The sequence below is a fragment of the Alcaligenes sp. SORT26 genome, assembly GCF_017377875.1.
Classification (GTDB): Bacteria; Pseudomonadota; Gammaproteobacteria; order Burkholderiales; family Burkholderiaceae_B; genus Alcaligenes; species Alcaligenes parafaecalis.
The window spans coordinates 3,145,949-3,170,236 of sequence record NZ_CP070975.1; the positions used below are offsets into that span (position 1 = coordinate 3,145,949).

Sequence of the window (24,288 nt, forward strand, 5' to 3'; positions counted from 1 at the left end):
AAACGATTGTACCTATGCTTACGCGTCAGTCACTAGATTTACGCCAGCAGCAAACGCTGGTTTTGACGCCGCAATTGCAACAGTCTATTAAAGTGTTGCAGCTATCGGGGGCCGAGCTGGAGCAGGAATTGGCTCAGGCTTTGCTGGATAACCCTTTGCTGGAACGTCTGGACGTGCAGACGGATGTCGCCGCCGAGCCATTGCCCGAAGCCGCTTCGGGCGAGGCGGAATCCTCGTGGGCGAGCCTGGAGTTTCCCAAGCATCAGGGTGACTCGGACGACCCGGACTGGACCCCCGAATCAGCCATTGCCCAGGACCTGGCCGCTTATTTAAGCGAGCAGTTGGGACTGTTGCGTTTGAGCGACCGTGACCGGGCCTTGGCGCAATTATTGATCGATGAGCTGGACGATAACGGCTACCTGCCCGTGTCTCTGGATGAGGTCCTGGCCTGCCTGCCCGAGGAACTGGATGTTGATGAAAGTGATTTGCGCTGTGCGCTGGCGCAGGTGCAGTCTCTGGAGCCCGCAGGGGTGGGCGCACGGGATCTGTCTGAATGCCTGAGCTTGCAGTTGCAGCAGCAGGCCGAACAGTTGGAGCCGTCCTTGCTGGACTGCGCCCGTTATCTGGTGCGTGAACATGTCAGCATTCTGGCCTCGCCCAGCCAGTTGCGCCAACGCAGCGCGGGCCAGTATTCGGCTGACTTGGTGGAGCGGGCTCATCATCTGGTCTTGAAACTGGACCCGAAGCCGGGACGTGCCTGGACGCAGAATGTCTCGGCCTATGTGGTGCCGGATGTCCTGCTGACTCGTGGCAAGGATCGTTGGCAGGCTGCCCTGAATCCTTTGGCGGTACCGCGCTTGCAGTTGGTGAACCTGCACGATTATGAAATTGAAACGCACCCCGCCTTGCTGGCCGAGCGTCAAAAAGCCACGGGCTTATTGCGTAGTGTGAATAGTCGCTTTGTGACGATTTTGCGGGTGGCCCAGGCCATTGTGCAGATGCAGCAGGATTTCTTCACGCAAGGTGTGTCGGCCCTGAAACCGATGCAACTGGCCGATCTGGCTGCGGAGCTGGACCTGCATGAATCCACGATTTCTCGCGCGACACGGCAGAAATACATGCAGACGCCGCATGGCGTGATGGAGCTTAAACAGTTCTTTACCGTGGCCTTGGCTAGCTCCGATGGCAAGGCCGATATGTCCGCCGCTTCGGTGCGGGCGCAGATTACCCAGATGATTCGTGATGAGTCGCCCACCAAGCCCTTGTCGGATCAGCAGATTACCGATCTTTTGCAAGCTCAGGGCCTGACCTTGGCGCGCCGTACAGTCGCTAAATACCGGGAAGCGGAAGGCTTGGCACCTGCATCACAACGCAAGATGCGGGCGGCAGCCGGGGTTTAGGAACTACATGTCATAGCAGCTCAAAGATGCTTGGTGGGCCCGGCGGCTCACCGTCTTGGCTGGCAAGAGCTTTAAAACAATAAAAAAAACAGGGCCTGCATACACGCATGAACAGGCCCTGCAAAAGCGGAGTTAGACCCTGCCAGCCAGACGGAGAGCTGGATGACAGAGGTATCGCTGGTCTACTTAGAATTTCATGGTGGCCGAGGCCAGGAAGGTGCGCGGCGAGCCTTGGCCATTGCTCAAGGGCACCACCCAGTAGGCTTTATTGCCCACGTTTTCCAGGCTGGCGCGCAAGGTCACTTCCTTACCGGCAAAGCGGGTCTTGTAGCGCATACCCAGGTCGTACGTGGTCACGCCTGGCATGTAGTAACTATTGCTGGCGTCTGCATATTGCTTGGATTGAGTGTGCAGATTGGCATTCAGGGTCAGGCCTTGAACAAAAGGCGTATCCCACTCAATCCCGGCCTTGGCGACCCAGCGGGACAGGCCCACCGCATTGCGTCCTTCCGTATCCGGGTTGCTGGCTTTGCGAATCTTGGGGTCCAGGTAGGCGATACCGCCTGTCAGACGCCAGTTTTCAGCGATCTGCCCAAATACCTGCACTTCCACACCCCGGTTGCGCTGGCGGCCGTCATAGCTCAAATTGGGTTTGCCATTAAAGCGCTCATTGCTTTCATAGCTATTGGGTTGGGTGATATCGAACAGGGCTGCCGTCAGGGCGTAATCCCCGCTGTCGTACTTCATCCCGATTTCGTATTGACGTGTTTTTTGTGGTGCGAAGATCTGGCCTTCATTGGCGTAGTCGTCGCCCACAATCATGCCCTGGGTCAGGCCTTCGGCGTAGTTGGCGTACAGCATCCAATCGTCCCGCAACTGCCAGACACCAGCAATGGTGGGTGTCAGGGCATTCTTGCTGTAGTTATCGCTCTTGCCACTTTTATCCCTGGTGCTGACCCATTGCTGGCGCAGGCCCAAAGTGAGCTGATACTTGCCGCCCGCAAAGGACAGCGTGTCGGCCAGGGCTGCACTATATAAATAGCTGACGTTAGGCGCACTTAGCCCGTTCATCGGGACATAAGGGCGCGCCGGGTAGTCCGGGTCGTAGATATTGATGGTTTCGGACCAGCCCTTGATGGAGGTGTTGTCGCTACGCGAGCTCTTGCGGTTCCAGTCCACCCCGGCGCTGATGGTGTGGTGCACGGAGCCGGTATCAAAGTTGTAGAACAGACCGCTATTAGCGGCCAGGTTATAGCCCGTATTGTTGCGCCGGGTGGCGGCCAGTTTCAGGTCACCTGCCTCGTTCAGCAAAGTGCTGCCCTTGGTGTTGTAGTTGCTCATTTCGGATTTGCTGTAACCGGCAGAGCCGTAGACAGCCAGCTTGTCGTTGGCCGCCCAGTCGGCACGTACCAGCGCCGTGGTTTCTCGCGTGAGGCCAGCGGCCCACGGTACACCCAGCAAGACATTGCCCTTGGGCGGTGTGGGTAGCGGGTTCTTGTCCAGGCCTTTAGCCAGCCGCACACCCCGGTTCAGGCCGGAAATGTATTCTTCCAGGTGGTACAGATCGGCGGACAACTTGACCGAACCCAGGCGGTAGTCGGCCCCTAAGGAGATCAGCTTGTCGCGGTTGGTCCGATGGTCCACCACGCCCTCGCCGTCCTTGAACACGCCATTCAAGCGCAGGCCCAGCTCATTGGATTCCCCAAAGCGACGGCCCAGATCCAGATGCGTCCCGAATTGGGAGGGCTGGATGTAGGACATGGTGACGTTGGTAATGGGATCATCCGTGGCGCGTTTGGACACCAGATTGATGGAGCCGCCTACATCGTTGCTGGCATTCATGCCATTCAACACAGCCGATGGGCCTTTGAGAATTTCTAAACGCTCTGCGATGGCCATCACTCGGCGGCCACTGGTCAAACCTTGCAAACCATTTAGAGACACGTCACCGGCACGGAAGCCCCGTATGTACATGGTGTCTTTGCCGCCTGTTCCACCCGCACCCGGCGTTTGTACAGAAGGGTCGTTCTTGCTGATCAGAATGCGCAGTTCCTGACCTTGCAGATCTTCGATGTAATCACTGGTGTAGTTGATGGTGCTGAACGGAGTGTTCATGACATCCCGGTTGCCCAGCAAACCCAGATTCCCGCCAGTGGCGACATGATTGCCCTCGTACGCAGGCGGCAAATCAATGTATTCGCTGGCTTTGACTTCAATGGTGGACAAAGACGTAACTGGGGGAGCATCGGAAGATTGTGCCCAACTGCTGCCTGCACTGAGCAGGCTCAGGCCAACAAGATAAGAAATGCGCATGAGTCTGTAATTTAAATGGAAATAAAAATGATTCTCATTAATGTTTCATTTGTAGCATTTGCTTGTAGGTGGTTCAAGCAGTTAGGCGCCTTTGTGATATAAAAACGACCCTAAAAAACTTAGGGGTATAAGGAGGTGGTTCGTGCGATTTCTCCTTGAAATCGGGTAGAAATCAGGGCTTCAGGGGGATTTTTGAGCAAAATCGGGGCACGTCTGACAAGTCGGTGGGAGTGCATCCCATAGAGCGGTTTTGGCAAACCACGTGATGTTTGCTTGGCAAGGGGAGGCAAAGGAGCGGTGATGGCTCCCGGCAAATAAGGGAGCGGATCAAGAAATTGTTTTATTTGTAGCCTGAACAGGCTTGAGGTGTGTTGCGACTGCTGGGGCGGGAGGCAGGCAGCTACAGAAGTCCCCTTCCGCAGTTGCCCACCTTTACCTATCGCGCCTAGCTAAATAACCAGGGTTCCTGTTCCCGGCGTTGCTGCTCGTAAGCCTGGATCTGCTCCATTTTCTGCTCTGTCACGCTGATATCGTCCAGCGCCAGCAACAGGCGGTGGCGACGCTCCGGCTCCACCTGGAAACGGATGTACTGGTCGGGGCCGATCAACATGCAGGCTTCCAGATCCACCGTCCATTCATCCCACGGGTTTTGGGCGGCAGCGATGAATAAATTATCAATCTGCTCTGTGCTGAGCTGTATGGGCAACATGCCGTTTTTAAAGCAGTTATTGCGGAAGATGTCGGCAAATGAAGGGGCGATCAGCACCGCAATGCCTAGATCGTTCAGCGCCCAAACGGCGTGTTCACGACTGGAGCCGCAGCCAAAGTTTTCTCGACCCAACAGAATACGTGCTCCTTGTGCGGTCGGCTGATGCAGGCAAAAGCTCGTGATCGGCTCACGTTCCTCCAGCGGCTTTCCAGGGTAGCCAATATCCGCGTAACGCCAGTTATCGAAGGCATATTGCCCAAAGCCGGTACGTGACAGCGAGGTCATGTACTGCTTGGGCAAGATTGCGTCGGTATCCACATTGGCGCGGTCCAGTGCAATCAGGCGCGAACGTACGGAAGTAAAAGGTGTATTCATGCGGTGTCCCAGTTACGGATATCGACAAGATGGCCTGCAATTGCAGCGGCGGCAGCCATGGCCGGGCTCATCAAATGGGTGCGTCCCAAAGCGCCCTGCCGACCCTCAAAGTTACGGTTGGAGGTAGAGGCGCAGCGTTCACCCGGATTCAAGCGATCCTCGTTCATGCCCAGACACATGGAGCAGCCCGGTTCACGCCATTCAAAACCGGCTTGCATGAAGATCTGGTCCAGCCCTTCCTGTTCGGCCTGACGCCGTACCAGACCGGAGCCTGGAACGACCAGCGCTTGCAGCACAGTGCTGGCTACATGCTTGCCTTTAATCATGGCGGCAGCGCTTCGCAAGTCTTCAATACGGGCATTGGTACAGGAGCCAATAAACACCCGGTCGATAGGAATGCCTGCCAGTGGCTGGCCCGCCTGCAGGTCCATATAGCTCAGTGCGCGCTGGGCGTCCGCCTGTTTGCCTGTAGCAGCCGCGAGGGGATCAGGGACAAGCTGGTCGATGGCAGCCGCCATATCGGGCGATGTTCCCCAAGTTACGGTGGGAGCCACTTGGGCAGCATCGATCAGCAAGTGTTGATCGTAGTGGCAGCCTTCGTCGCTGAGTAGCGTGCGCCAGTAGCGTTCTGCCTTGTCCCATTCCGCGCCCTTGGGAGCCAGGGGGCGACCTCGCACATAGTCCAGCGTCTTGTCGTCCACGGCGACCAGGCCGATACGTGCCCCGGCCTCGATCGCCATATTGCACAAGGTCATGCGCCCTTCCATGGACAAAGCGCGAATGGCGGAGCCTGTGAATTCGATGGCGCAGTCGCGTCCGCCATCAGCACCCATGCGGGCAATGATGTGCAAAATCAGATCTTTGGCTGTGCTGGTGGCGGGCAACTCGCCCTGCACATCGACCTGCAGCGTGCGCATGCGCTTTGCGGCCAGGCATTGGGTCGCCATGACGTGTTCGACCTCGGAGGTGCCGATACCAAAAGCCAAGGCAGCAAAGGCACCGTGCGTGCTCGTGTGTGAATCTCCCGCGACGATGCTGGAGCCGGGCAGCGTCATGCCCTGTTCGGGTCCGATCACGTGGATGATGCCCTGGCGCTCGTCATCCAGTCCAAAGTAGCGCAGCCCAAACTCCCGGCTATTGATCTCCATTTGATCAATCTGTGCCTGAGCCAAAGGATCTTCCAGACGCTGATTGCGGCGGCGAGTGGGCACATTGTGGTCCACCGTGGTCAGGGCGGTGCTGGGACGACGCACCACACGCCCGGCCAGACGCAGGCTCTCGAAAGCTTGCGGACTGGTGACTTCGTACAACAATTGGCGGTCTATGTAGATCAGATCATGCTCGTCGTCTACCGCTGCTACACGGTGTGCATCCCAGAGCTTTTGAAATAGGGTACGGGCTTGGCTCATGGCTGGCACACCTTCAGGGCGTAAGCGGGTCCGGCTTTGTGCAAGCGGCTTTGAATGGGCTCTTGCGTCAGAGCGGCAATTTCTTCGGCCAAGGGTTGCAGCGCTTCCAGATCCAGGCCGGTTTCGATACCGCTGATCTGGAACATATGGGCCATGTCTTCCAGGCTTGCATTGCCGCTGGCACCGGGGGCGTAAGGGCAGCCACCCAGACCGGCCAAAGCGGCATCGAAACGACGTCCACCTTCGCGATAGGCAGCCCAGGCATTAGCCAGTGCCAGCCCCCGGGTGTCGTGGAAATGGCCGGTGACACCCGGCTCGCCATACAGGCTGAGTGCGGCTTGGGTCAGGCGTTCCACATCGGCGGGTGAGCCCATGCCGGTGGTGTCGCACAGACTGATGGAACTGGCACCCATGCGTTGGACTTCCTGCATCAGTTCAATGACATGGGAGGGGGCAACGGCACCGGTAAAGGGGCAGCCAAAGGCAGTAGAGAGGGACACGTTCACCGGGGTGTTGCCCGCTGCGGCTATCACCTGTTCAAGCTGCATCAAGGATTGAGCAATCGTCATGCGCAGATTGGCCTGGTTATGGGCTTCAGACGCGGAAAATACAAAGTTCAGCTCGTCCATTCTGGCAGCCAGGGCGCGCTGTGCTCCCCGCAGATTGGGTACGAGAGCGGTATAGCAAACCTGCGAATCGCGTGTGGTCAGGTTGGCCAGTTCATCGGCATCTGCCAGGGATGGGATGGCTTTGGGCGAAGTAAAGGACGTCAGCTCAATTTTGCGTACACCGCATTGGGGCAGTGCTTGTGCAATGCGCAGCTTGTCAGCGGTAGGCACCCAGCGAGGCACGATTTGCAGGCCGTCACGCAAGGTGACGTCGGTGATCAGTACGGTACTCATTCCACGATTCCTTGTTCACGCAGGGCTTGGCGGCGCTCCGGGCTCATGCCCAGTTCCTGCAGGATGCTGTCTGTGTGTGCGCCCAATTCCGGCCCCAACCATTGAGTCGCCCCGGGACTACGGCTTAGCTTGGGCACAATGCCGGGAATGGTCAGTTCCTGGCCGTCTTCCAGTGTGTGTTTTTCCAGCATGCCGCGCGCCTGATAGTGCGGGTCATCAAGAATGTCGGCTGCTGTGTAGATGCTGCCGCTGGGGACCTCGGCCTGTTCCAGCGCATGGAGCACGTCGTCCAGGCTACGTGCGCCGGTCCAATCGCCAATCGTCTGGTCCAGCATGGCACTGTGCTCGACGCGCCCGGCGTTGTCGGACAAGCGCGGGTCACTGGCCAGATCGGGGCGGCCCATCGCCTGCATCAGACGTATGAAAATGGCGTCGCTATTGGCGGCAATCACCACCCATTTGCCGTCGCCGGTGGGATAGGTGTTGGAGGGGGCGATACCGGGCAGGCTGGCGCCTGTGCGTTCGCGCTGATGGCCGTTCAGTTGATAGTCGGGAATCAGGCTTTCCATGATGGCAAAGACAGATTCGTACAAAGCCACATCAATCATCTGGCCCTGTCCGCCTTCCTGACGCAGATGGTGCATGGCCAGCAGCGCGCCTATGGTGCCGTACAGTGAAGCCAGCGTATCGCCCAGACTGACGCCTGCGCGTACAGGTGGGCGATCCGGGTAGCCGGTGCCATAACGCAGTCCACCCATACATTCCGCGATGGCTGCAAAACCGGGGCGGCGATGGTAGGGACCGTCCTGCCCGTAGCCGGAGACGCGCACCATGATCAGGCGCGGGTTAAGGGCGTGCAGCGTTTCCCAGCCCAGGCCCCAGCGTTCCAGCACACCGGGCCGGAAGTTTTCAATGACGATATCGCTTTGCAAGGCCAGCTCACGGGCAATTTCCTGACCTTCAGGCTGACGCAGATCCAGTGCAATCGAACGCTTGTTGCGGCTTTGTACACGCCACCACAGGGACGTGTCCTTGTGCAGTTGACGCCAGCGGCGCAAGGGGTCGCCCTTGCCGGGCGGTTCGATCTTGATGACGTCAGCCCCGAATTGGGCCAGCAGGCTACCGGCGTAGGGGCCAGCAATTAATGAACCGAGCTCCAGGACTTTGATGCCTTTCAGGGGCGGTTCGGTAAATGTGTTCTTATCCATTTCTGTTTCCTCCAGCTATTGATTCTGGTATAGAAAAAGAAAGTGGAAAAGCAATCAAATATTATGCTGCCATCGTGAAAAACGTGGATGGAAAATAGAAAAAACCCGCATAAAGCGGGTTTTATTTTTTAAAGCGTTCTAGGTAACCAAAGAATGATTTCCGGGAAGATCGTCAAAATGACAATTGCCAGAATTTCCAGGGCTACAAAGGGCAGTGCACCGCGTGTAATCTGCTGTAGCGATATCTGTGGAGCAATTCCCTTGATCACATACAGGTTTAATCCTACCGGTGGTGTAATCACGGCCATTTCGCAGGCAATAATCATCACAATGCCGAACCATAATGGGTCGTAACCCAGAGCCACAATAACCGGCAGCAAAACAGGTGTGGTAATCAGGATAAGCGAAACAATATCCAGAAACATGCCGATCAAAATAAGAAACAGCAGAACGAATATCAGGATTACCCACGAGGGTTGCGATGACGCCGTAATGAGCGTCACCAGTTTTTGCGGAATCATCAGACGAGTCATGATGTAGCCGAACAGCAGCGCGGCGGCCAGAATCAGCAAAATCATGCCACTGGTGACCGCGGTGGAGCGCAAAATCTGCAAGGCCGTGCGCCAGTTCATCTCGCCGTACGCCATAGCAATCAGAAATGCGCCTGCGGCACCGATACCGGCTGCTTCCGTTGGTGTGGCAATACCCAGATAAATCGTGCCCAGCACCAGCAAAATAAGCAGTGCAGCGGCCCAAATGTCTTTCAGGGCACCCAGCTTTTGGGACCAGGTCACGGTTTCGGCGTTGCGGGGGGCGGCTTCAGGCTTGAATACGGCCACCAGTACGACATAGATCACCATCATGACAGTGACCATCAAGGCGGGCAGCAAGGCACCAATGAACAGCTTGCCAATCGATTGGTCTGCCATTTCCCCATACAGCACGAAGCCGATGCTGGGAGGGATCAACAATGCCAGAGCCCCGGCGGCTGCAATCGTCCCACCAGACAGGCTGGGCGAGTAACCGCGTTTGAGCATTTCAGGAATGGCAAAGCGGCCGATCGTGGCTGCACCGGCCACACTGACCCCGCTCATGGCACCAAACACGGCCGAGCTGCCTACACTGGCAACGGCCAGGCCACCGGGCATGCGATTCAACCAGAGGTAAAAGAGCTGATAGAGCTTGCCGCCAATGCTGGTGCGCGCGATCACTTCACCCATCAGGATAAAGAGCGGGATGGCGATCAAAGAATAGCTGGCCATGCCGCGATGCAGCGTGGCGGGAATTACATCCAGGCCACCCAGACCGGACTTCATGAGAATGCCGGAAATACTGGCGACGCCCAGAGCGGCGAAGATGGGGGTACCGATAACCATCAGGATGGCAAAGCAAGCCATCATCAGGCTGAAAATGAGCATGGAATCCATGTCAGAACTCCTTGATGCTGTCGTTGGATTCCACGCTGTTCGGAATGAACAGTTGGCGCAGGGTAGCCAGGCCCAGCAAGGTGCCGCCCAGCGGGATCATGCCGTAGGCCATCCACAGGGGGAAACGCAGCATGGAGGCTGATCGGTAGTTACGGGCAATGGCCGTCTCCACCACTGAAATACCGGCCCACAAGAGCACCAGGCAGAAAAACAGGATGCATAGCTGCGAGATGCAGGTGGCCAGACGTTGGCCGCGTGGCGAGAACTTCATATGGAAGGCTTCGACACTGACGTGGCGGTTTTCCAGGTGTACCCAGCCAATGGACAGCCAGGAGCAGACCAGCAGCAAGTACACACAGACTTCAGTGATGTAGATGCTGGGGCTGTTGAATACATAGCGGGCGATAACGCCGTAGGTGCAGGCAATCATCAGGGCGGCCAGTGCAACTTCGGCCACCAGAATGGCAACCCGGTTACTGCCGCGCGCAAATGCGCCCAGAAAATGAATAAGTGGATTCATGGTGTCTCCACACGAGGAATGCGTGCCGGGTGTTACTCCGGCACGCAGTCACGCGTGATCAGGGCTGGCGGGTTTTTTCGATCAGTTCCAGATAGGCGGGACCGTTATCAACCTGCTTGCTCCATTCATCAATGGCTGGACGGGTCAGCTTGCGCATCTCTTCCAGTTGGGCAGGTTCAACACGGTTGATGGCCACACCAGCTTGCTCGTAGCGTTGCAGAGCCTGATCTACAAACGCGCTGACACGTTCAAATTGCTCTTCGTCGCGCTGCTGGGCGGCCTTGCTGAGGATCTCTTGCAGATCAGGTGGCAGGGATTCCCATTTTTTACGGTTGATGGTCAGCACGGAAACGTCGATGCCAAAGTTGGCGATGGACAGGTACTTGGCCACTTCGTACAGATTGCGGCCAATGCCGGTCAGCAATGGGCGTGGGGTGGCGTCGATCACACCGCGGTCAAAAGCCAGGTACAGCTCGGAAGACGGCATGCCGGTGGGCGAACCACCCAGCAGTTGCAGAGCGCGGGCGTCCATGGAGCTGGTCGAGGCCCAGACTTTGCCCTTCACATCTGCTGCCGAGTTGATCGGAGCTTTGCGGCTGTAGAACTCATACGGGTCCCATGGAGCCAGACCCAGCACCACGGCGTCGTGCGTGTCGCGCAGTTCTTGCTCGGCACCCAGCTTGAACAGGCCCTGGTCCAGTGCACGCTTCAGGTGAGCGGTGCTGTCAAACAGGAATGGCAGGGTAAAGATGTTCAGGGCTGGCACGGTACCGCTGGGGTAAGTGCTGGTCATGTTGACGATATCCACGTCACCACGCGACAAGGCAGGCAGTTCCTCGTAGCCGTCAAACAGTTGGCCGGAGTGGAACACATTGATCTTGATGCGGCCCTGGCTTTCTTTCTCTACGGTCTGGACGAAGTTCTCGATAGGCTTCCAGGCGTATTCGTAAGCCGGTGGCAAGTAGGTTGAAAAAGTCAGCTCGACTTCTTGGGCGTGGGCGGGCGAAATGCCTAACGCCAGGGTGCAGGCGGTCAGCGCCGCTGTCAGGGCTTTTTTCATGAAGGTCTCCTGTGGTTTCTTTTTTTGTGTAGCGTTAAAGCGTGTGTAGATGGGTGATCAAGTCGGCCGAGGGCAGGACTTCGGCGTATTTGCTGGCCATATCGACCAGATTGCTGCGATGTTGGGCTGCCGAGCGGTCCGCGACCGCATCTTCAGCCACGAACGGGGCAAATCCCGACTGCAGGCTGTCCACCACGCTGGCACGGACACAACCGCTGGTGGTGGCACCGGCCACAATCAGCATGTCGCAGCCCTGGTGGGCCAGCAAAGCGGGCAAAGGCGTGCCGTAAAAGGCGGAGGCCTGGGTCTTGTACAGGATGATGTCTTGTTCGGGGTCGTAGTCCAGCCGTGGATCCAGTTCACAGGCGGAAGAACCACGCAGCAGGCAGCGCAAGGACGAGGCCTTGGTCAACCACAGATTGGCATCGGCCAGATGCGGCTCATAGCCGATGATGGTGAAAATAACGCGGCCCTTGCCACGGATGGCGTGGATCAAGGCATTGGTTTGCTCGATCTGGCTGTCGCAGTTGGAAGCCAGCGGCGTCAAACCGGGCTCGGTGAAACCACGTTGGAAGTCGATCACGACCAAGGTCGGCTGTTGCCCCATGGGCAGGGTGCCGTCAAACCCCCCCTTCAGATTGTCGCTGTCGCGCATCTTGTCTCCCTCATCTGTTTTTCCTGACTTAAATAATCAGGTTCCGTATTATTTGCGTAGTCTGTCATCGCTAATCGTGTGAGTACAGCGTCAAATTGCGATGGTGCTATCGCGATTGATGATGGCAAGATGCTTGTCGACCCGGCTTTCATAGGATGGAATACTGGCTTATGAACATTGATCCCAAGTCCCTTCGGCTTTTTTTGTTGGTTATTGAACGCGGCACTATCTCGGGTGCTGCCGAGCAATTTCATATCGCCCCGGCTGCGGTCAGCAAACGGCTGAGTGATCTGGAAGAGCAGTTGGGCACGGCCTTGATCGAGCGCAGCAATAAAGGGGTGCTCCCGACTGCGGCCGGCAAGTCGCTGGCGGCCATGTCGCAGCGTTTGCTGGATGATATGGACGCCATGGGGGCGTCGATGCGGGATTTTGCCGGTGGTGCGACCGGGCATGTGCGTATTGCCGCCAACTTGTCGTCCATTACCCAGTTTCTGCCCCAGGCCCTGAGCTCCTTCATGGAGCGTCATCCCAAAGTGCAGGTGTCCTTGGAAGAGCGCATCAGTTCCGGTGTGGCTCAGGCGGTGGCTGATAACAACGCCGATCTGGGTGTCCTGATACGGGGCGTGGGCAGTGTGGAGGTGGAGTATTACGACTACCGGCAGGATCAATTGGTCTTGCTGGTCCCGGCGAACCATCCTTTGGCGGGACGCAGTGAACTGCCCTTCGCCGATACGCTGGATTTTGACTATGTGGGGATGCACACGGGCAGCCACCCTAATCTTTTGCTGATACGTGCTGCCAGCGAGTTGGAGCGCCCGTGGCGTTGTCGCGTGCAGGTCACCAGCTACGATGCGCAGTGCCGCATGATCGAAGCGGGTTTGGGTATAGGCGTGCTGCCGCGCTCCGTGGCCGAGTCTTATGTGCAAAGTCTGGGATTGGCCTTATGTGTGATCAAGGAACCCTGGACCTGTAGACGGGTGGCACTGTGTGTACGTAGCCGCCACAGCTTGTCGCCCGCGGCCCGTTTGCTGATGGATCATCTTTTGCAGAATTAAGATGTGGTGTGTTGCCGACGAACTTGTGAGCCAGTTTGTGCATGGCTGGATTCGGCTTCATAGAGGTGCAGTGGTAACGGTGTGTTCTTAATGCGAATGACTATTGATCTTTTCAAGTTTCTTGATAATAATGGTTCTCATGTTTATTTGCATATGTAATGCCATCACCGAACGGCAAGTACAAGAAGCAGTACGCGGCGGCGCTGCCAGTCTGGCAGATCTTCAAGGCCAGCTAGGTGTTGCTTCTTGCTGCGGATGCTGCGCGGAAACGGCTCAGGACTACTTGCCCGGCGGGCGCTATGCCAATCAAGCCATGATTGCCAGCGTTAGCGCAGCCCGGGTGGATCATGCTGCCAACGACAGCCTGATCCCTGTTCCCGAGTTCGGCCGTCTGGTCTGCCGCGCCTGATTGCGCATTGTTCTCAGCTTTCATCATTCCCGCTATTGCTAGTGGGAATGATTGTTGTTAGTCGTGTTACTAACCCAAAAGCGCAACGCTTTCTGGGTGTTTAGCTGTTTTTTGAGCCATCGCCACTGCGTGCATGGTAGCCTGTGATATTCATCCCCCACCGTGTTTTTGCCTGCATCGCGCCTATGTGCGATCTCTGGCGTGAGCAGCTTTTATGGGGGTTCGGCGGTTCCTTGGGGGGAGCGCTGTCAGATTTACAGGAGAACAGCATGTTTGGCGATAAAGTGGTAATTCAGCATCTGAACAAGCAGCTAAAGAACGAACTAACAGCAATTAATCAATACTTCTTGCACGCTCGCATGTTGAACCATTGGGGCTTTAACAAGCTGGGCAAACACGAGTATGACGAGTCCATCGGCGAGATGAAGCACGCCGATCTGCTGATCGAACGTATCTTTATGCTGGACGGCCTGCCTAACCTGCAGGACATGCACAAGATCATGATTGGCGAGAACGTGCCCGAACTGCTGGGCTGTGACCTGAAGCTGGAACAGGCCGCCCGTCAGACCGTGGTGGAAGCCATTGAATACTGTGAGTCCTCGCGTGACTACGTGTCGCGTGATCTGTTCTTGAAGATTCTGGACGACACCGAAGAGCACATCGACTGGCTGGGCACACAGCTTGAGCTGATCGAAAAAGTGGGCTTGCCTAACTACCTGCAATCGCAGATGGGCGACCACGACGAATAAGCGTTTGTCAGTCAGGCTACAAAAAAAGCACCCGGTAAAACGGGTGCTTTTTTATTGGGCATGTCTCTTGCTGTCTTAAAAGGATTTGCTAGGACAGCCAGGAACTTTGCCCCAGGCATTGTTAGGCGCACAGTACTTGTTACGCGCTTCCCAGGAACAGCTTGGGCGATCGAAAAAGCCTTTGCTGCTACAGGCATTGAGCTCTTGCTGCAACTGTGCCTGCCATGCGCCGCTATTGGCGCTGGCGATCTGGATATCCTGAGGCGGCGGTGGCGGTGGTGTACCTACTTCCACAGGCTGAATAGGCTCGGAGCCACCCAGATTGACACGGGCAATCCCTTGCAACTCCCGATTCTGCTCGGTCATGGCAATCTGGATAGCCTGCTCCAGCGAGATGGAGGTGGTGGCCAGGGCAATCGGGGGTTTTTCATTCGACAAAGTCGAGGTGTCGATTTCCCAGGCAATCGGCGTGGGTGCTTGTGGCACACCTAAGCGGCCATTGGGTAAAGGCTGTGGCGGCTGCGCAGTAAAGGGCTTGCCATCGGCATCCAGCGTAGGCAGGTCGGACGGGTCGGGTGTGCTGACCGCCATGGACTTTTCAGGACCGTGCGCGATGAGCCAGTTCCCCAGTTCCAGGCCGCCCCACACTGAAGCACCTGCTACCAGCAGCAAGACAGCAATGATAAAACGCCAGGGCATAAGCGATGTCTCGGTTGAATCAGGGGCCATCCGGTGGGCCGGATGCGCGTTATTAAAAGAAAAGAGCCGTCATTGTAGCGAAATGTCGGCCCTGCTCTTGTGACAGAATTAGACGGCATCCCCGAAAACGTGTCCACCATGTTCACGTAAAGCGTGGAATTCAATGCCGGGATTCAGCTCCTGAGCCACACGCAACTGCGCGGGCGACGTTGCTAAAAAGGCAATGGCCTCGACCACGTCATAGGCGATATTGCCTGCGTTGGTCTCGATAAACTTCTTCATGTCCTTGGGGTCTTTGGCCGTTACCCAGCGCGCCATATTGAAGCGGCTCGACGACAGACGAGCGTCCACACCGTATTCGGTTTTCAGGCGATGGGCGACGACTTCAAACTGCAATTGGCCAACGGCGCCCAAGAGCATCATGCCGCCTGCCATATGGGGGCGGAACACCTGAATGGCGCCCTCTTCACCCAATTGGGTCAAGCCGGTGCGCAACTGCTTGGTGCGCAGGGGATCTTTAACTTCAATGGACTGGAACAGTTCAGGAGCAAAGAAAGGCAGACCGGTAAATTGCAGGTTTTCGCCTTCGGTCAGCACGTCGCCCAACTGCAAAATGCCGTGGTTAGGGACACCGATAATGTCGCCTGCAAACGCGTCGTCCAGCAGTTCACGGCGTTGCGACAGGAAGGACACCACGTTATTGGGGCGGATTTCCTTGCCGGTGCGTGACACTTTCAGTTTCATGCCGCGCTTGAAATGGCCAGAGCTGACGCGGACAAAGGCCACGCGGTCGCGGTGGGCAGGGTCCATATTGGCTTGCACCTTGAACACCACACCACTGAATTTGGGCTCGTCAGGCTGCACTTCGCGCTGCAAGGCAGAGCGTGGGCCAGGGGCAGGAGCCAGGTCAACCAAGGCGTCCAGCACTTCCTGCACACCAAAGTTATTGATGGCCGAACCAAAGAAAACAGGCGTTTGCTGGCCAGCCAGGAACATTTCCAGGTCGAACTCAGGAGCAGCGGCGTTCAGCAGCTCAATCTCTTCCTGGGCTTTCTCAAAGGGTTCGCCAAAGCGTTCGGCAATCACGGGGTTGTCCAGGCCGGGGATGATTTCATCCTCGCCATGACGTTCCTGACCGGGTTTGAACACGCGCATATGGTTGGCGCGCAGATTGAACACACCGCCAAAGCGACGTGCCATCCCGATAGGCCAGGAAAATGGCACGACTTCCATACCCAGGTGCGATTCAATTTCCGACAGCACATCCAGCGGCTCTTGAACCTCTCGGTCCAGCTTGTTCACAAAGGTAATGATGGGCGTATTGCGGGCCCGGCACACTTGCAAGAGGCGAATGGTCTGCGGTTCCACACCGTTAGCCGCGTCAATCACCATCAAGGCGGCATCCACGGCGGTCAGCACGCGGTAGGTATCTTCGGAGAAGTCCTGGTGACCGGGGGTGTCCAGCAGGTTGATGACGCAGTCGCGGTATTCCATCTGCATGACCGAGGAGGCCACCGAGATACCACGTTGCTTTTCAATTTCCATCCAGTCCGAGGAGGCGTGACGGCTGGCTTTACGTGCCTTGACGCTGCCTGCAATCTGAATCGCACCTGCGAACAGCAGCAGTTTTTCAGTCAGTGTGGTCTTACCCGCGTCGGGGTGGGAAATGATGGCAAAGGTGCGGCGTTTCTTGACTTCAGAGCGTATGTCACCGGACGACATTGAAAATCCTTGTGGCAGCGCCAGTCTGGCGCGTGGAAAACAGTGAGCGAATTATCCGTAAAGCAGGGCTTGGGGGCAAGCGCGGGCGAGCACCAGGCTAACGCGACACGCTGGCCAATACCGTACCTGCCAGAATAAATAGCGAACCGAACACGCGGTTCAGCAGCCGAACATGGCTGGCCTGACGAAGCAAATGCAACATGCGAGCGGCCAGCGAGGTGTAGCACCCCATCGCCACCAGATCGGTAAAGCACAGCGTCATGGCGATCAGCAGGTATTGCAGCGGCATGGGCCGATTCAAGTCCAGAAACTGGGGCATGATGGCCAGCAGAAATACCAGACCCTTGGGGTTGGTGATATTGATCAGGCAACCACGAAGCAAGAGATCACGGATGCGAAAGTCGCTGGGCTCCTGCCCTGAGACTTGCACCGGCATGGCGTCGGTGCGCAATTGCTTCCAGCCCAGATAGATCAGGTACGCGGCACCCAACCATTTGAGCGTGGTAAAAGCCAGTTCCGAGCGGGCCAGGACCTGTCCCAGTCCCAGACTGATGATGAATATCTGAATCATGATTCCGATATTCAAGCCAATCGCCATCCAGTAGCCACGCTTGAAGCCGTATTTCAGGCCGGAGGACATGGAGGAGATTGCACCCGGTCCGGGTGAAAAGGAGATAACCCAGGAAGCCGCGAAAAAGGCGAGCCAGGTGCTCAGTGCCATGGTGTGCTCGGTTCAAAGGCGGGCACTGTGCCCGCCTTTGGCAGGCACAGCCCCTTGCCGGGTTTAGGCTTTGGCTTGGGCAGGACTACGGTTGCTGCGGTTCGGGCCGCGGCTGTCCTGACGGCCACCGGGGCGACCTTGGCCAGCGCGGGCAGCACCACCACCTGCACCGCCAGGAGCGGCGCTGCGACGTGGGCGGTTGTCGTTGCCTGGACGGCGAGGACGGCTTTCGCCATTGCCGCCACGGCCTTCAGCCGAGCGAGCCTGACCACCACCGCCACCAGTGCGACGAGCACCTGCTGGCGCACGAGAACCAGGACCAGGAGCGCTGTGGAAACGGCGTTCTGCGTAGGTGTCTTCCTTGGCTTCTTCAGCCAGAGCAGCGCGCGAAGGAGGCGTCCAGCCTTCCACCACGATGCGCTCGATAGGATTGCGGGTCATGCGTTCGATCTGCTTGAGCAGACGCATTTCGCTGCGATCCACCAGGGACAAGGCCACGCCTTCGCTACCGGCACGACCAGTACGGCCAATACGGTGTACGTAGTCTTCAGGCACGTTAGGCAGTTCAAAGTTGACCACGTAAGGCAGTTGATCAATGTCCAGACCACGTGCAGCGATGTCGGTGGCAACCAGCACCACAACCTTGCCGTTTTTAAAGCCAGCCAGAGCACGGGTACGAGCCGCCTGGCTCTTGTTGCCGTGCAGGGCTTCGGCGGCCATGCCGTCTTTGGACAGTTTTTCGGCCAAACGGTTAGCGCCATGCTTGGTGCGGCAGAACACCAGCACCTGGTTCCAGCTGCTTTCGCGGATGATGTGGCTCAGCAGGTCACGTTTGTGTGCCTGGTCAGCCAGAATCACTTGCTGGGTAATCAGTTCATTGGTGGTGTTGCGGGCAGCAACAGCCACTTCGACCGGGTTGTTCAGCGAGCTGCGGGCCAGTTCGCGGATTTCGTCAGAGAAAGTAGCCGAGAACAGCAGGGTCTGACGATCAACAGGCATCAGGCTGATGATCTTGCGGATGTCGCGGATAAAGCCCATGTCCAGCATGCGGTCGGCTTCGTCCAGGACCAGGATTTCCACACCGGTCAGGTCCACCGTGCGTTGACGCACGTGGTCCAGCAAACGGCCAGGAGTGGCCACCAGAATGTCCAGCGGTTTACGCAGGGCATGGAACTGGGGGTTGATGTTCACGCCACCAAACATGACCATCGAGCGCAGACGGGTGTGCTGGCTGTACAAACGTACCGATTCTTCAACCTGGGCGGCCAGTTCACGGGTAGGAGCCAGGATCAGCGCACGTGGGCGGCCTGGTTTACGGTTTTGCTGAGGGTTGTTCAGCAGACGGTGCAAGATAGGCAGGGTAAAGCCTGCGGTCTTGCCAGTGCCGGTTTGAGCAGCGGCCAACAGGTCACCACCTTCAATGACCTTGGGGATCGCCTGGGCCTGAATAGGGGTGGGGTGGGTATAGCCTGCGTCAGTTACAGCACGCAACAGAGGTTCTGCCAGCTCAAGAGAGGCAAAAGTGATTTGAGAGTCCAAGAATTTTCCAGTGACTAGCCCAAAAGCCCTCTTTGGGGCCCTACCAATCCAGGCTAAGGTATTTTGTTTATGGCGACGATGCCACGGCAGGGGCAAGAACGCCGCCTGCTGCAAGAGGCGCAGAGATTGGTGCGCTGCGCAATCAGACATTATAGCGTGAAATTAGTAAAAATCCTCATTGACCATCTTGTATCATTTTGACCGGTAGCGTTAAAACAACCTGCTTCAAGCGTAAAAGGTCAGGCTGATGGCAGACCTGGATTTGACAGAAATTGTTAAGCGCCGTCATAGACGTACTTGTTATGCTGCGGCACGCGGTTTACGCTTGGCGTGCACGCACCGCCGGGCTCTGTTTGGCACGTGCCCGAGCAAATGGGTCAGAACCCGTTTTTGTTGTTTATCTGCTTATTTTTGCAGGAAAAAAATCATGACATCATGGATTCGATGGGTCTTTATCAGCAGCGTGGCCGTCTTGCTGTCGGGTTGTGGGTATAACGAGATCCAGCGCCTGGACGAGCAGGTCAAGGCCGCTTGGTCGCAAACCTTGAACCAATACGAGCGTCGCGCCGAACTGGTGCCCAAGCTGGTCAGCGCGGTCAATGCCTATATGGTGAACGAACGCACGGTGCTCACTCAGGTCACCGAGGCCCGTGCCAAGGTCGGCACGATTCAGATGAAAGTGGACGATCTGGACAACCCCGAAGTGATGGCACGCTTTCAGGAAGCCCAGAACCAGTTGTCCTCGGCCCTGTCGCGTTTGATTGCGGTATCGGAAAACTACCCGCAACTGAAAAGCGATGGCTTGTTCCGCGACTTGATGACACAGTTGGAAGGCACGGAAAACCGTATCGCCACCGAGCGTGGCCGTTATGTGCAAACCATTCAGGAATACAACCTGTTCATTCGCCAGTTCCCAACCTTGATTACCGCCAAGCTGTTTGGCTACAAGGTCAAGGAAAACTACGGGGTGGACCGTCAAAGCGAAATCACACGCGACCCCGAGGTCAAGTTTGATATCCCTGCGACCCCTGCTCCTGCCGGGTATTGATTCATTCAGGAGAAAGCATGATGAACGTGCACGATCTTGCACCGACTGCTGGGCCTGGGTCTGCACGTTCCGGCAGCCTGTCCTGGGCCTGTGGCTTGTTGATGGCCATCCTGTTGCTGTGCTGGCCCTGGGCACAGGCGCAGGCCAAACCTGAACCCATTCCCGCCATTGCGGGTTGGGTGACAGACACGACCGGCACGTTAAGCCCGGATCAAAAAGACGCCCTGAACCAGCAGCTCAAAGCGGTAGAACAGGAAAAAGGCGCACAGGTAGTGATCTTGATGGTGCCCACCACGGGCGAAGAAACCATCGAGCAATATGCGCTGCGTGTATTTGATCAGTGGGAAATCGGCCGCAAGAAAGTGGACGATGGCATCTTGCTGCTGGTGGCCAAGGATGATCGCCGCATGCGTATCCAGACCGGTTATGGCCTGGAAGGCGCGGTGACGGACTTGCAAGCAGGCCGCATTATCCGCGAACAGATGACGCCTCGTTTTATCGAAGGCAATTTCTACGCCGGGGTCCAGGCGGCTGCCGATAGCCTGGTGGGTCTGGTCAATGGTGAAGAGCTTCCCCCTCCTCCTAAAAATGCGCCTGTTACCTCGTCTGGTGAAGAAGGCGTGTTCTGGGAGCCTTTGCTGGCCGTGGGCGCGATTGTGTTTTTTGCGTCTCCCGTGTTTGCCGCCTTGGCAGCCGGTGTGTTCACCCTGGTCGTTTCAGGCAGCATCGGGCTGGCTTTATTGGCGGCAGTGGTAGGCGCTGGTTTGAGCATGATTGGCCGACTCTTTGGCGCGGGCGGTAAGTCCAGCTCCGGGCGTGCCTCACGCCGTGGCGGCGTCATTGGTGGCCTGGGCGGTTATTCCTCCGGTGGTTTTGGTGGGAATGGCGGCAGCAGCGGTGGCGGCTTCGGCGGTTTTGGTGGAGGCAGCGGCGGTGGTGGTGGCGGTAGCGGAGGCGGTGGCGCTTCCGGTAGTTGGTAAGGCCACAGGGGAGCGACATGAGTGTGAATTGGAAAGAGCTGTCGGGCTGGGCATCGGTACAAGGCCAATGGCTACGCCGTCGTCATTTCAATGCCGAGATGCTGAGCCATCTGGCCGAGCAAATCCGCAAAGGTGAACAGAACCATAGTGGCGAGCTGGTGGTGGCGATTGAGGCGGTCTTGCCCGCCCATGAAGCGGACAGCGCTCAGCGGGCTCTGGAAGTTTTTGGCCGCTTGCGTGTCTGGGATACGCCCTTGAACTCCGGCGTTTTGCTGTATCTGGCTTTGGGTAAGCGCCGTATCCATATCATTGCGGATCGGGGTATCAAGGCTGACCCGGCGCAATGGGCGCAGATCTGCCAGCAACTGGAAAAAGATCTGGCCTCGCGTGAGTATTTGTCTGGTTTGCTGGGCGCTGTCAGCGCCATTGAAACCGTCCTGCAGCAAGGCGCTCCGGCGCAGACTCCGGGTGCGGAGGCAGTCAACGCCTTGCCTGACGAACCTGTACTTCTCTAAGTGGTGGTCAGTGCCATGAAACCGTCTGAATCTGTCGGCTCCTGGCAGCAGCAAACTCTGCTTGAAGCCATACGTTTGCGCGAGACCCTGTGGGGGCCGATAGAAGATCTGTCTGAATCGCGCCGCGCACGGGCTGCGGGTGGCTCCTTTGCTCAACGAGTGACGGCTCGGGCCTTGGCCCTGGCACGTCGTGATGGCCTGGAACAAGCCTGGACGCGCTGGTGGCGAGTAGCCCGCCTCTTATTGATTGCGATGGCCGTACTGGCTTTGCTGGCCGGGGCCGGAACAGCAGCCGGGGCCTTGGGCGATGGCAGTCGCGCAGTGAATGTTCTGACGGCTTTGGGCGCTTTGCTCGGCCTGCATGCACTGACCTTTATTTTCTGGCTGCTTAGCCTGTTCTGGTCGGGCAAGAGTGGTGGCACCGGCAGTTGGGCGGGTGATGCCTGGTGGTGGCTTAGCCGCCGCTTTGTTAAAGGCGATGCCAGCCTGGTGCCCCAGGCCTTTGCCGCCGTGTTGGCGCGTCGGGGTAGCCAATCCTGGTTGGCCGGGCTGATCAGCCATAGCCTATGGGTGCTGGCCTTTGTGTCGGCTTTGAGCACCCTGCTTCTTTTACTGGCCTCGCGCCGTTATCACTTCAATTGGGAAACCACGCTGTTAACGCCGGACACCTTTGTGTGGCTGGTGGAAAGTATTGGTGCCCTGCCTGCTTTGCTGGGCTTTGCCCTGCCCGATACCCTGACGATACGTAGCAGCGATGGTTTGCAATTGCTGGATGCCCAATCCCAGGCTCTGTGGTCTAGCTGGCTGCTGGGTGCCGTGGTGACGTATGGCCTGATTCCCCGTGTACTAGCTCTGGCCTGGAGCCTGTGGCAATGGCGTAAACACACAGCCCGCTTGACGCTGGACGACAGCTTGCCGGGTCTGGCAGAACTGCGCCCGCGCTTGATGCCAGCCAGCGAACCGACGGGTGTGGACGAGCTGGCCTCGCCCGATAGAGTGGCCCGAATTCAACACGAAACCAGCGTACCTTTGGCTGCCAATGCCTTGTGCCTTGTGGGTTTGGAACTGCCGCCTGAACATTCCTGGCCACCCGCTTTTATGCAGGCGGAGATGCAGGATTTGGGCCGGGTGGATTCCCGCTCCGAGCGTCTGAATATTCTGGGGCGTTTGCAGTCGGCCACGCCGCGTCATTTGTTGATGGTTTGTGATGCTGCCCAGACACCGGATCGCGGTGTGGTGGCGACACTGGTTGAGTGGGCGCAATTGGCTCAGCAATCGGATGTGGTTTTGCTGGACGAGGCCTTGGCCGACCCGGATCAGACGCGCCGCCGCAGTTGGCATGATCGTCTGGTAGCAGCGGGTTTTGCGCCGGGGCAGATTCACGATCAATGGCCTGATGTGTCTTTGAAGGAGCCCTCATGAGTGCCGCTGCTTTGACGCTGGCTGTGGTGGGTCACACCAATACGGGTAAAACCTCTTTGCTGCGTACTTTGACGCGGGATACGAAGTTTGGGCAGGTCAGTAACAGCCCGGGCACGACGCGTCATGTGGAAGGGGCCAGGCTGACCGTGGATGGCGAAGCCCTGGTGGAGCTGTTCGATACGCCGGGCCTGGAAGACAGTATGGCTTTGCTGGACTTCATGGATCAGTTAAGCCAGCCCGGCGAGCGTATTGATGGGCCGGAACGGATTCGCCGCTTTCTGGAGTCTCCAGCGGCGCAGGGGCGCTTTGAGCAAGAGGCTCGTGTGTTGCGCAAGCTGCAATCCTGCGATGCAGGCTTGTATGTGGTGGATGCGCGCGATCCTGTGTTGAGCAAGCATAAGGACGAGCTGACCTTGCTGGCCTATAGCGGACGGCCTTTGTTGCCTGTGCTGAATTTTGTGCGTAGCCCGCAAGCGCGGGTTCAGGAGTGGCGCAGTGCCCTGGCCCGTTTGGGGCTACATGCTTTGGCAGAGTTCGACACAGTCGCACCCGCCTTGGATGGTGAGGCTTTGCTGTATGACAAGCTGGCGGTGCTGCTGGAAACGCAGGCAGGCGTGTTGCAGCAGTTGAAGGTGGATCTGACTCAGCAGGCTGCTTTACGTCGTCGGGATGCCTTGCGCTTATTGGCGGAATTGCTGGTGGATGTGGCGGCCTGGCGGGTCAGCACGCCTTCGGATGCGGAGTCTATGGAATTGGCTGCGCAGCAGTTGCGTGAGCCGGTCCTGGCCCGCGAGGCCAAGAGTGTGCAGGCCTTGCTCAAGCGTTATAGCTTTGGTCGCCAGGATGTGGTGGCAGATCTGCTGCATTTTGATGGTGGGCGCTGGGGGATGGATTTGTTTGATCCTCAGGCCTTGAAAGAGTTTGGTGTGCAGTTGGGCAAGGGTGTGGCGGCAGGTGCCATGGCCGGAGCGACGCTGGATGTGATGACGGGTGGCCTTAGCTTGGGGACTGGAACAGTCTTGGGCGCATTGGCAGGCGGTTTGTGGCAAGGTGCGGACAAGTGGGGCCAGCGTTTGATGGGCAAGCTGCGGGGCGAGACAGAGCTTAGTGTGGACGATGCGGTCCTGCGTCTGCTAGCGGTACGGCAGTTGAGTTTGATTGCGGCTTTGGAGCGGCGCGGTCATGCGGCCCAGACGCCGATTCGCCTGGGCGAGATTGATGCCGAGAATTTCGATCAGGCTTTGCAGCGGGAATTGAATGTGTGGCGGGCTCAAGGCCTGCCGGAGGAACTGGCGCAGGCAAGGATTCATCCGTCCTGGTCTACGTTACGGGCTGACTATGTACCGGATTCGCGGCGCGAGGCGTGCGTGCAGAGTTTGGTGCAGAGGCTGTTGGGGGCGCGCAATGCGCCCGGTGCTAGCTCTGTCGGGCAGCCGCAGGGATAGCCAAGC

Annotated in this window: 22 protein-coding genes; 9 read left to right on the forward strand and 13 right to left on the reverse strand. The window is 57.6% G+C overall.

All coding sequences use genetic code 11. The features are described 5' to 3' along the window. Window positions 1-14: 14 nt before the first annotated feature. Complete coding sequence (rpoN, locus tag JYG33_RS14335; protein WP_207872836.1) at window positions 15-1,400, forward strand: RNA polymerase factor sigma-54; 1,386 nt, start codon at window positions 15-17, stop codon at window positions 1,398-1,400. 186 nt (window positions 1,401-1,586) lie between these two features. Here the strand turns inward: rpoN and JYG33_RS14340 are convergent, their stop codons facing one another. From JYG33_RS14340 to JYG33_RS14380, 9 genes are all read right to left on the reverse strand, one after another. After that, on the reverse strand, window positions 1,587-3,713 hold the full coding sequence (locus JYG33_RS14340; RefSeq protein WP_207872837.1) for a TonB-dependent siderophore receptor: 2,127 nt from the start codon (window positions 3,711-3,713) through the stop codon (window positions 1,587-1,589). 445 nt (window positions 3,714-4,158) lie between these two features. Next, window positions 4,159-4,797, reverse strand: a complete 639-nt coding sequence (gene leuD / locus JYG33_RS14345; protein ID WP_207872838.1) for a 3-isopropylmalate dehydratase small subunit — start codon at window positions 4,795-4,797, stop codon at window positions 4,159-4,161. Next, entirely contained in the window at window positions 4,794-6,206 is a 1,413-nt protein-coding gene (leuC, locus tag JYG33_RS14350) for a 3-isopropylmalate dehydratase large subunit (protein ID WP_207872839.1), read from the reverse strand. Before leuC ends, leuD begins: the two co-directional genes overlap by 4 nt. Continuing rightward, window positions 6,203-7,108 (reverse strand): hydroxymethylglutaryl-CoA lyase, encoded by a 906-nt coding sequence (locus JYG33_RS14355; RefSeq protein WP_207872840.1) that lies wholly within the window; start codon window positions 7,106-7,108, stop codon window positions 6,203-6,205. The genes leuC and JYG33_RS14355 overlap by 4 nt, the downstream gene beginning before the upstream one ends. Continuing rightward, window positions 7,105-8,316, reverse strand: a complete 1,212-nt coding sequence (locus JYG33_RS14360) for a CaiB/BaiF CoA-transferase family protein (RefSeq protein WP_207872841.1) — start codon at window positions 8,314-8,316, stop codon at window positions 7,105-7,107. The genes JYG33_RS14355 and JYG33_RS14360 overlap by 4 nt, the downstream gene beginning before the upstream one ends. Before the next feature lie 128 nt (window positions 8,317-8,444). After that, window positions 8,445-9,743, reverse strand: coding sequence for a TRAP transporter large permease subunit (locus JYG33_RS14365; protein ID WP_207872842.1), 1,299 nt, complete (start codon window positions 9,741-9,743; stop codon window positions 8,445-8,447). A 1-nt stretch (window position 9,744) separates the two neighbouring features. Further along, on the reverse strand, window positions 9,745-10,263 hold the full coding sequence (locus JYG33_RS14370; protein WP_207872843.1) for a TRAP transporter small permease: 519 nt from the start codon (window positions 10,261-10,263) through the stop codon (window positions 9,745-9,747). Window positions 10,264-10,321: 58 nt separating this feature from the next. After that, complete coding sequence (gene dctP / locus JYG33_RS14375; RefSeq protein WP_207872844.1) at window positions 10,322-11,323, reverse strand: TRAP transporter substrate-binding protein DctP; 1,002 nt, start codon at window positions 11,321-11,323, stop codon at window positions 10,322-10,324. 34 nt (window positions 11,324-11,357) lie between these two features. Further along, a complete protein-coding gene (locus JYG33_RS14380; protein ID WP_207872845.1) occupies window positions 11,358-11,978 on the reverse strand; it encodes an isochorismatase family protein in 621 nt (206 codons plus the stop codon). Between the two features lie 170 nt (window positions 11,979-12,148). Here JYG33_RS14380 and JYG33_RS14385 point away from each other — a divergent pair, with 170 nt between their 5' ends. The 3 genes from JYG33_RS14385 to bfr all read left to right on the forward strand — a co-directional run bounded on the left by JYG33_RS14385 (window position 12,149) and on the right by bfr (window position 14,191). Then, on the forward strand, window positions 12,149-13,033 hold the full coding sequence (locus JYG33_RS14385) for a LysR substrate-binding domain-containing protein (protein WP_207872846.1): 885 nt from the start codon (window positions 12,149-12,151) through the stop codon (window positions 13,031-13,033). 139 nt (window positions 13,034-13,172) lie between these two features. Next, window positions 13,173-13,442, forward strand: coding sequence for a (2Fe-2S)-binding protein (locus tag JYG33_RS14390; RefSeq protein ID WP_207872847.1), 270 nt, complete (start codon window positions 13,173-13,175; stop codon window positions 13,440-13,442). Window positions 13,443-13,711: 269 nt separating this feature from the next. Further along, a complete protein-coding gene (gene bfr, locus JYG33_RS14395; RefSeq protein WP_207872848.1) occupies window positions 13,712-14,191 on the forward strand; it encodes a bacterioferritin in 480 nt (159 codons plus the stop codon). Between the two features lie 75 nt (window positions 14,192-14,266). On the opposite strand, the gene JYG33_RS14400 is transcribed toward bfr, so the two are convergent. The 4 genes from JYG33_RS14400 to JYG33_RS14415 all read right to left on the reverse strand — a co-directional run bounded on the left by JYG33_RS14400 (window position 14,267) and on the right by JYG33_RS14415 (window position 18,872). Next, window positions 14,267-14,890 (reverse strand): hypothetical protein, encoded by a 624-nt coding sequence (locus JYG33_RS14400; RefSeq protein ID WP_207872849.1) that lies wholly within the window; start codon window positions 14,888-14,890, stop codon window positions 14,267-14,269. A gap of 108 nt (window positions 14,891-14,998) precedes the next feature. Continuing rightward, the gene (locus JYG33_RS14405) at window positions 14,999-16,612 is read right to left on the reverse strand and encodes a peptide chain release factor 3 (protein WP_207872850.1); all 1,614 of its coding nucleotides are present in this window, start codon (window positions 16,610-16,612) and stop codon (window positions 14,999-15,001) included. 97 nt (window positions 16,613-16,709) lie between these two features. Then, window positions 16,710-17,333, reverse strand: coding sequence for a LysE family transporter (locus JYG33_RS14410; protein WP_207872851.1), 624 nt, complete (start codon window positions 17,331-17,333; stop codon window positions 16,710-16,712). 63 nt (window positions 17,334-17,396) lie between these two features. Next, window positions 17,397-18,872, reverse strand: coding sequence for a DEAD/DEAH box helicase (locus tag JYG33_RS14415; RefSeq protein WP_207872852.1), 1,476 nt, complete (start codon window positions 18,870-18,872; stop codon window positions 17,397-17,399). 427 nt (window positions 18,873-19,299) lie between these two features. On the opposite strand from JYG33_RS14415, the gene JYG33_RS14420 reads away from it, so the two are divergent. The 5 genes from JYG33_RS14420 to JYG33_RS14440 are packed head-to-tail and all read left to right on the forward strand — an operon-like array spanning window position 19,300 to window position 24,282. After that, complete coding sequence (locus JYG33_RS14420) at window positions 19,300-19,920, forward strand: LemA family protein (RefSeq protein ID WP_207872853.1); 621 nt, start codon at window positions 19,300-19,302, stop codon at window positions 19,918-19,920. Window positions 19,921-19,937: 17 nt separating this feature from the next. Continuing rightward, window positions 19,938-20,900: a YgcG family protein gene (locus JYG33_RS14425; protein WP_243430185.1), complete on the forward strand. Its 963-nt coding sequence runs from the start codon at window positions 19,938-19,940 to the stop codon at window positions 20,898-20,900. Between the two features lie 17 nt (window positions 20,901-20,917). After that, entirely contained in the window at window positions 20,918-21,415 is a 498-nt protein-coding gene (locus JYG33_RS14430) for a TPM domain-containing protein (protein WP_207872854.1), read from the forward strand. A gap of 15 nt (window positions 21,416-21,430) precedes the next feature. Beyond that, window positions 21,431-22,837 carry a DUF2868 domain-containing protein gene (locus JYG33_RS14435; protein ID WP_207872855.1) on the forward strand — a complete coding sequence of 469 codons (1,407 nt, stop codon included), beginning with the start codon at window positions 21,431-21,433 and terminating at the stop codon, window positions 22,835-22,837. Further along, a complete protein-coding gene (locus tag JYG33_RS14440) occupies window positions 22,834-24,282 on the forward strand; it encodes a DUF3482 domain-containing protein (RefSeq protein ID WP_207872856.1) in 1,449 nt (482 codons plus the stop codon). The genes JYG33_RS14435 and JYG33_RS14440 overlap by 4 nt, the downstream gene beginning before the upstream one ends. The last annotated feature ends 6 nt before the right edge of the window (window positions 24,283-24,288 follow it).

Bases quoted from the DNA above. Each gene is read 5' to 3' on its own strand.
- dctP (WP_207872844.1), bottom strand. From the start codon at position 11,323: ATGAAAAAAGCCCTGACAGCGGCGCTGACCGCCTGCACCCTGGCGTTA.
- JYG33_RS14360 (WP_207872841.1), bottom strand. From the start codon at position 8,316: ATGGATAAGAACACATTTACCGAACCGCCCCTGAAAGGCATCAAAGTC.
- JYG33_RS14370 (WP_207872843.1), bottom strand. From the start codon at position 10,263: ATGAATCCACTTATTCATTTTCTGGGCGCATTTGCGCGCGGCAGTAAC.
- rpoN (WP_207872836.1), top strand. From the start codon at position 15: ATGCTTACGCGTCAGTCACTAGATTTACGCCAGCAGCAAACGCTGGTT.
- JYG33_RS14410 (WP_207872851.1), bottom strand. From the start codon at position 17,333: ATGGCACTGAGCACCTGGCTCGCCTTTTTCGCGGCTTCCTGGGTTATC.
- JYG33_RS14405 (WP_207872850.1), bottom strand. From the start codon at position 16,612: ATGTCGTCCGGTGACATACGCTCTGAAGTCAAGAAACGCCGCACCTTT.
- leuC (WP_207872839.1), bottom strand. From the start codon at position 6,206: ATGAGCCAAGCCCGTACCCTATTTCAAAAGCTCTGGGATGCACACCGT.
- JYG33_RS14400 (WP_207872849.1), bottom strand. From the start codon at position 14,890: ATGCCCTGGCGTTTTATCATTGCTGTCTTGCTGCTGGTAGCAGGTGCT.
- JYG33_RS14385 (WP_207872846.1), top strand. From the start codon at position 12,149: ATGAACATTGATCCCAAGTCCCTTCGGCTTTTTTTGTTGGTTATTGAA.
- JYG33_RS14355 (WP_207872840.1), bottom strand. From the start codon at position 7,108: ATGAGTACCGTACTGATCACCGACGTCACCTTGCGTGACGGCCTGCAA.
- bfr (WP_207872848.1), top strand. From the start codon at position 13,712: ATGTTTGGCGATAAAGTGGTAATTCAGCATCTGAACAAGCAGCTAAAG.
- JYG33_RS14430 (WP_207872854.1), top strand. From the start codon at position 20,918: ATGAGTGTGAATTGGAAAGAGCTGTCGGGCTGGGCATCGGTACAAGGC.
- JYG33_RS14435 (WP_207872855.1), top strand. From the start codon at position 21,431: ATGAAACCGTCTGAATCTGTCGGCTCCTGGCAGCAGCAAACTCTGCTT.
- JYG33_RS14440 (WP_207872856.1), top strand. From the start codon at position 22,834: ATGAGTGCCGCTGCTTTGACGCTGGCTGTGGTGGGTCACACCAATACG.
- JYG33_RS14365 (WP_207872842.1), bottom strand. From the start codon at position 9,743: ATGGATTCCATGCTCATTTTCAGCCTGATGATGGCTTGCTTTGCCATC.
- JYG33_RS14425 (WP_243430185.1), top strand. From the start codon at position 19,938: ATGATGAACGTGCACGATCTTGCACCGACTGCTGGGCCTGGGTCTGCA.
- JYG33_RS14420 (WP_207872853.1), top strand. From the start codon at position 19,300: ATGACATCATGGATTCGATGGGTCTTTATCAGCAGCGTGGCCGTCTTG.
- JYG33_RS14390 (WP_207872847.1), top strand. From the start codon at position 13,173: ATGTTTATTTGCATATGTAATGCCATCACCGAACGGCAAGTACAAGAA.
- leuD (WP_207872838.1), bottom strand. From the start codon at position 4,797: ATGAATACACCTTTTACTTCCGTACGTTCGCGCCTGATTGCACTGGAC.
- JYG33_RS14340 (WP_207872837.1), bottom strand. From the start codon at position 3,713: ATGCGCATTTCTTATCTTGTTGGCCTGAGCCTGCTCAGTGCAGGCAGC.
- JYG33_RS14380 (WP_207872845.1), bottom strand. From the start codon at position 11,978: ATGCGCGACAGCGACAATCTGAAGGGGGGGTTTGACGGCACCCTGCCC.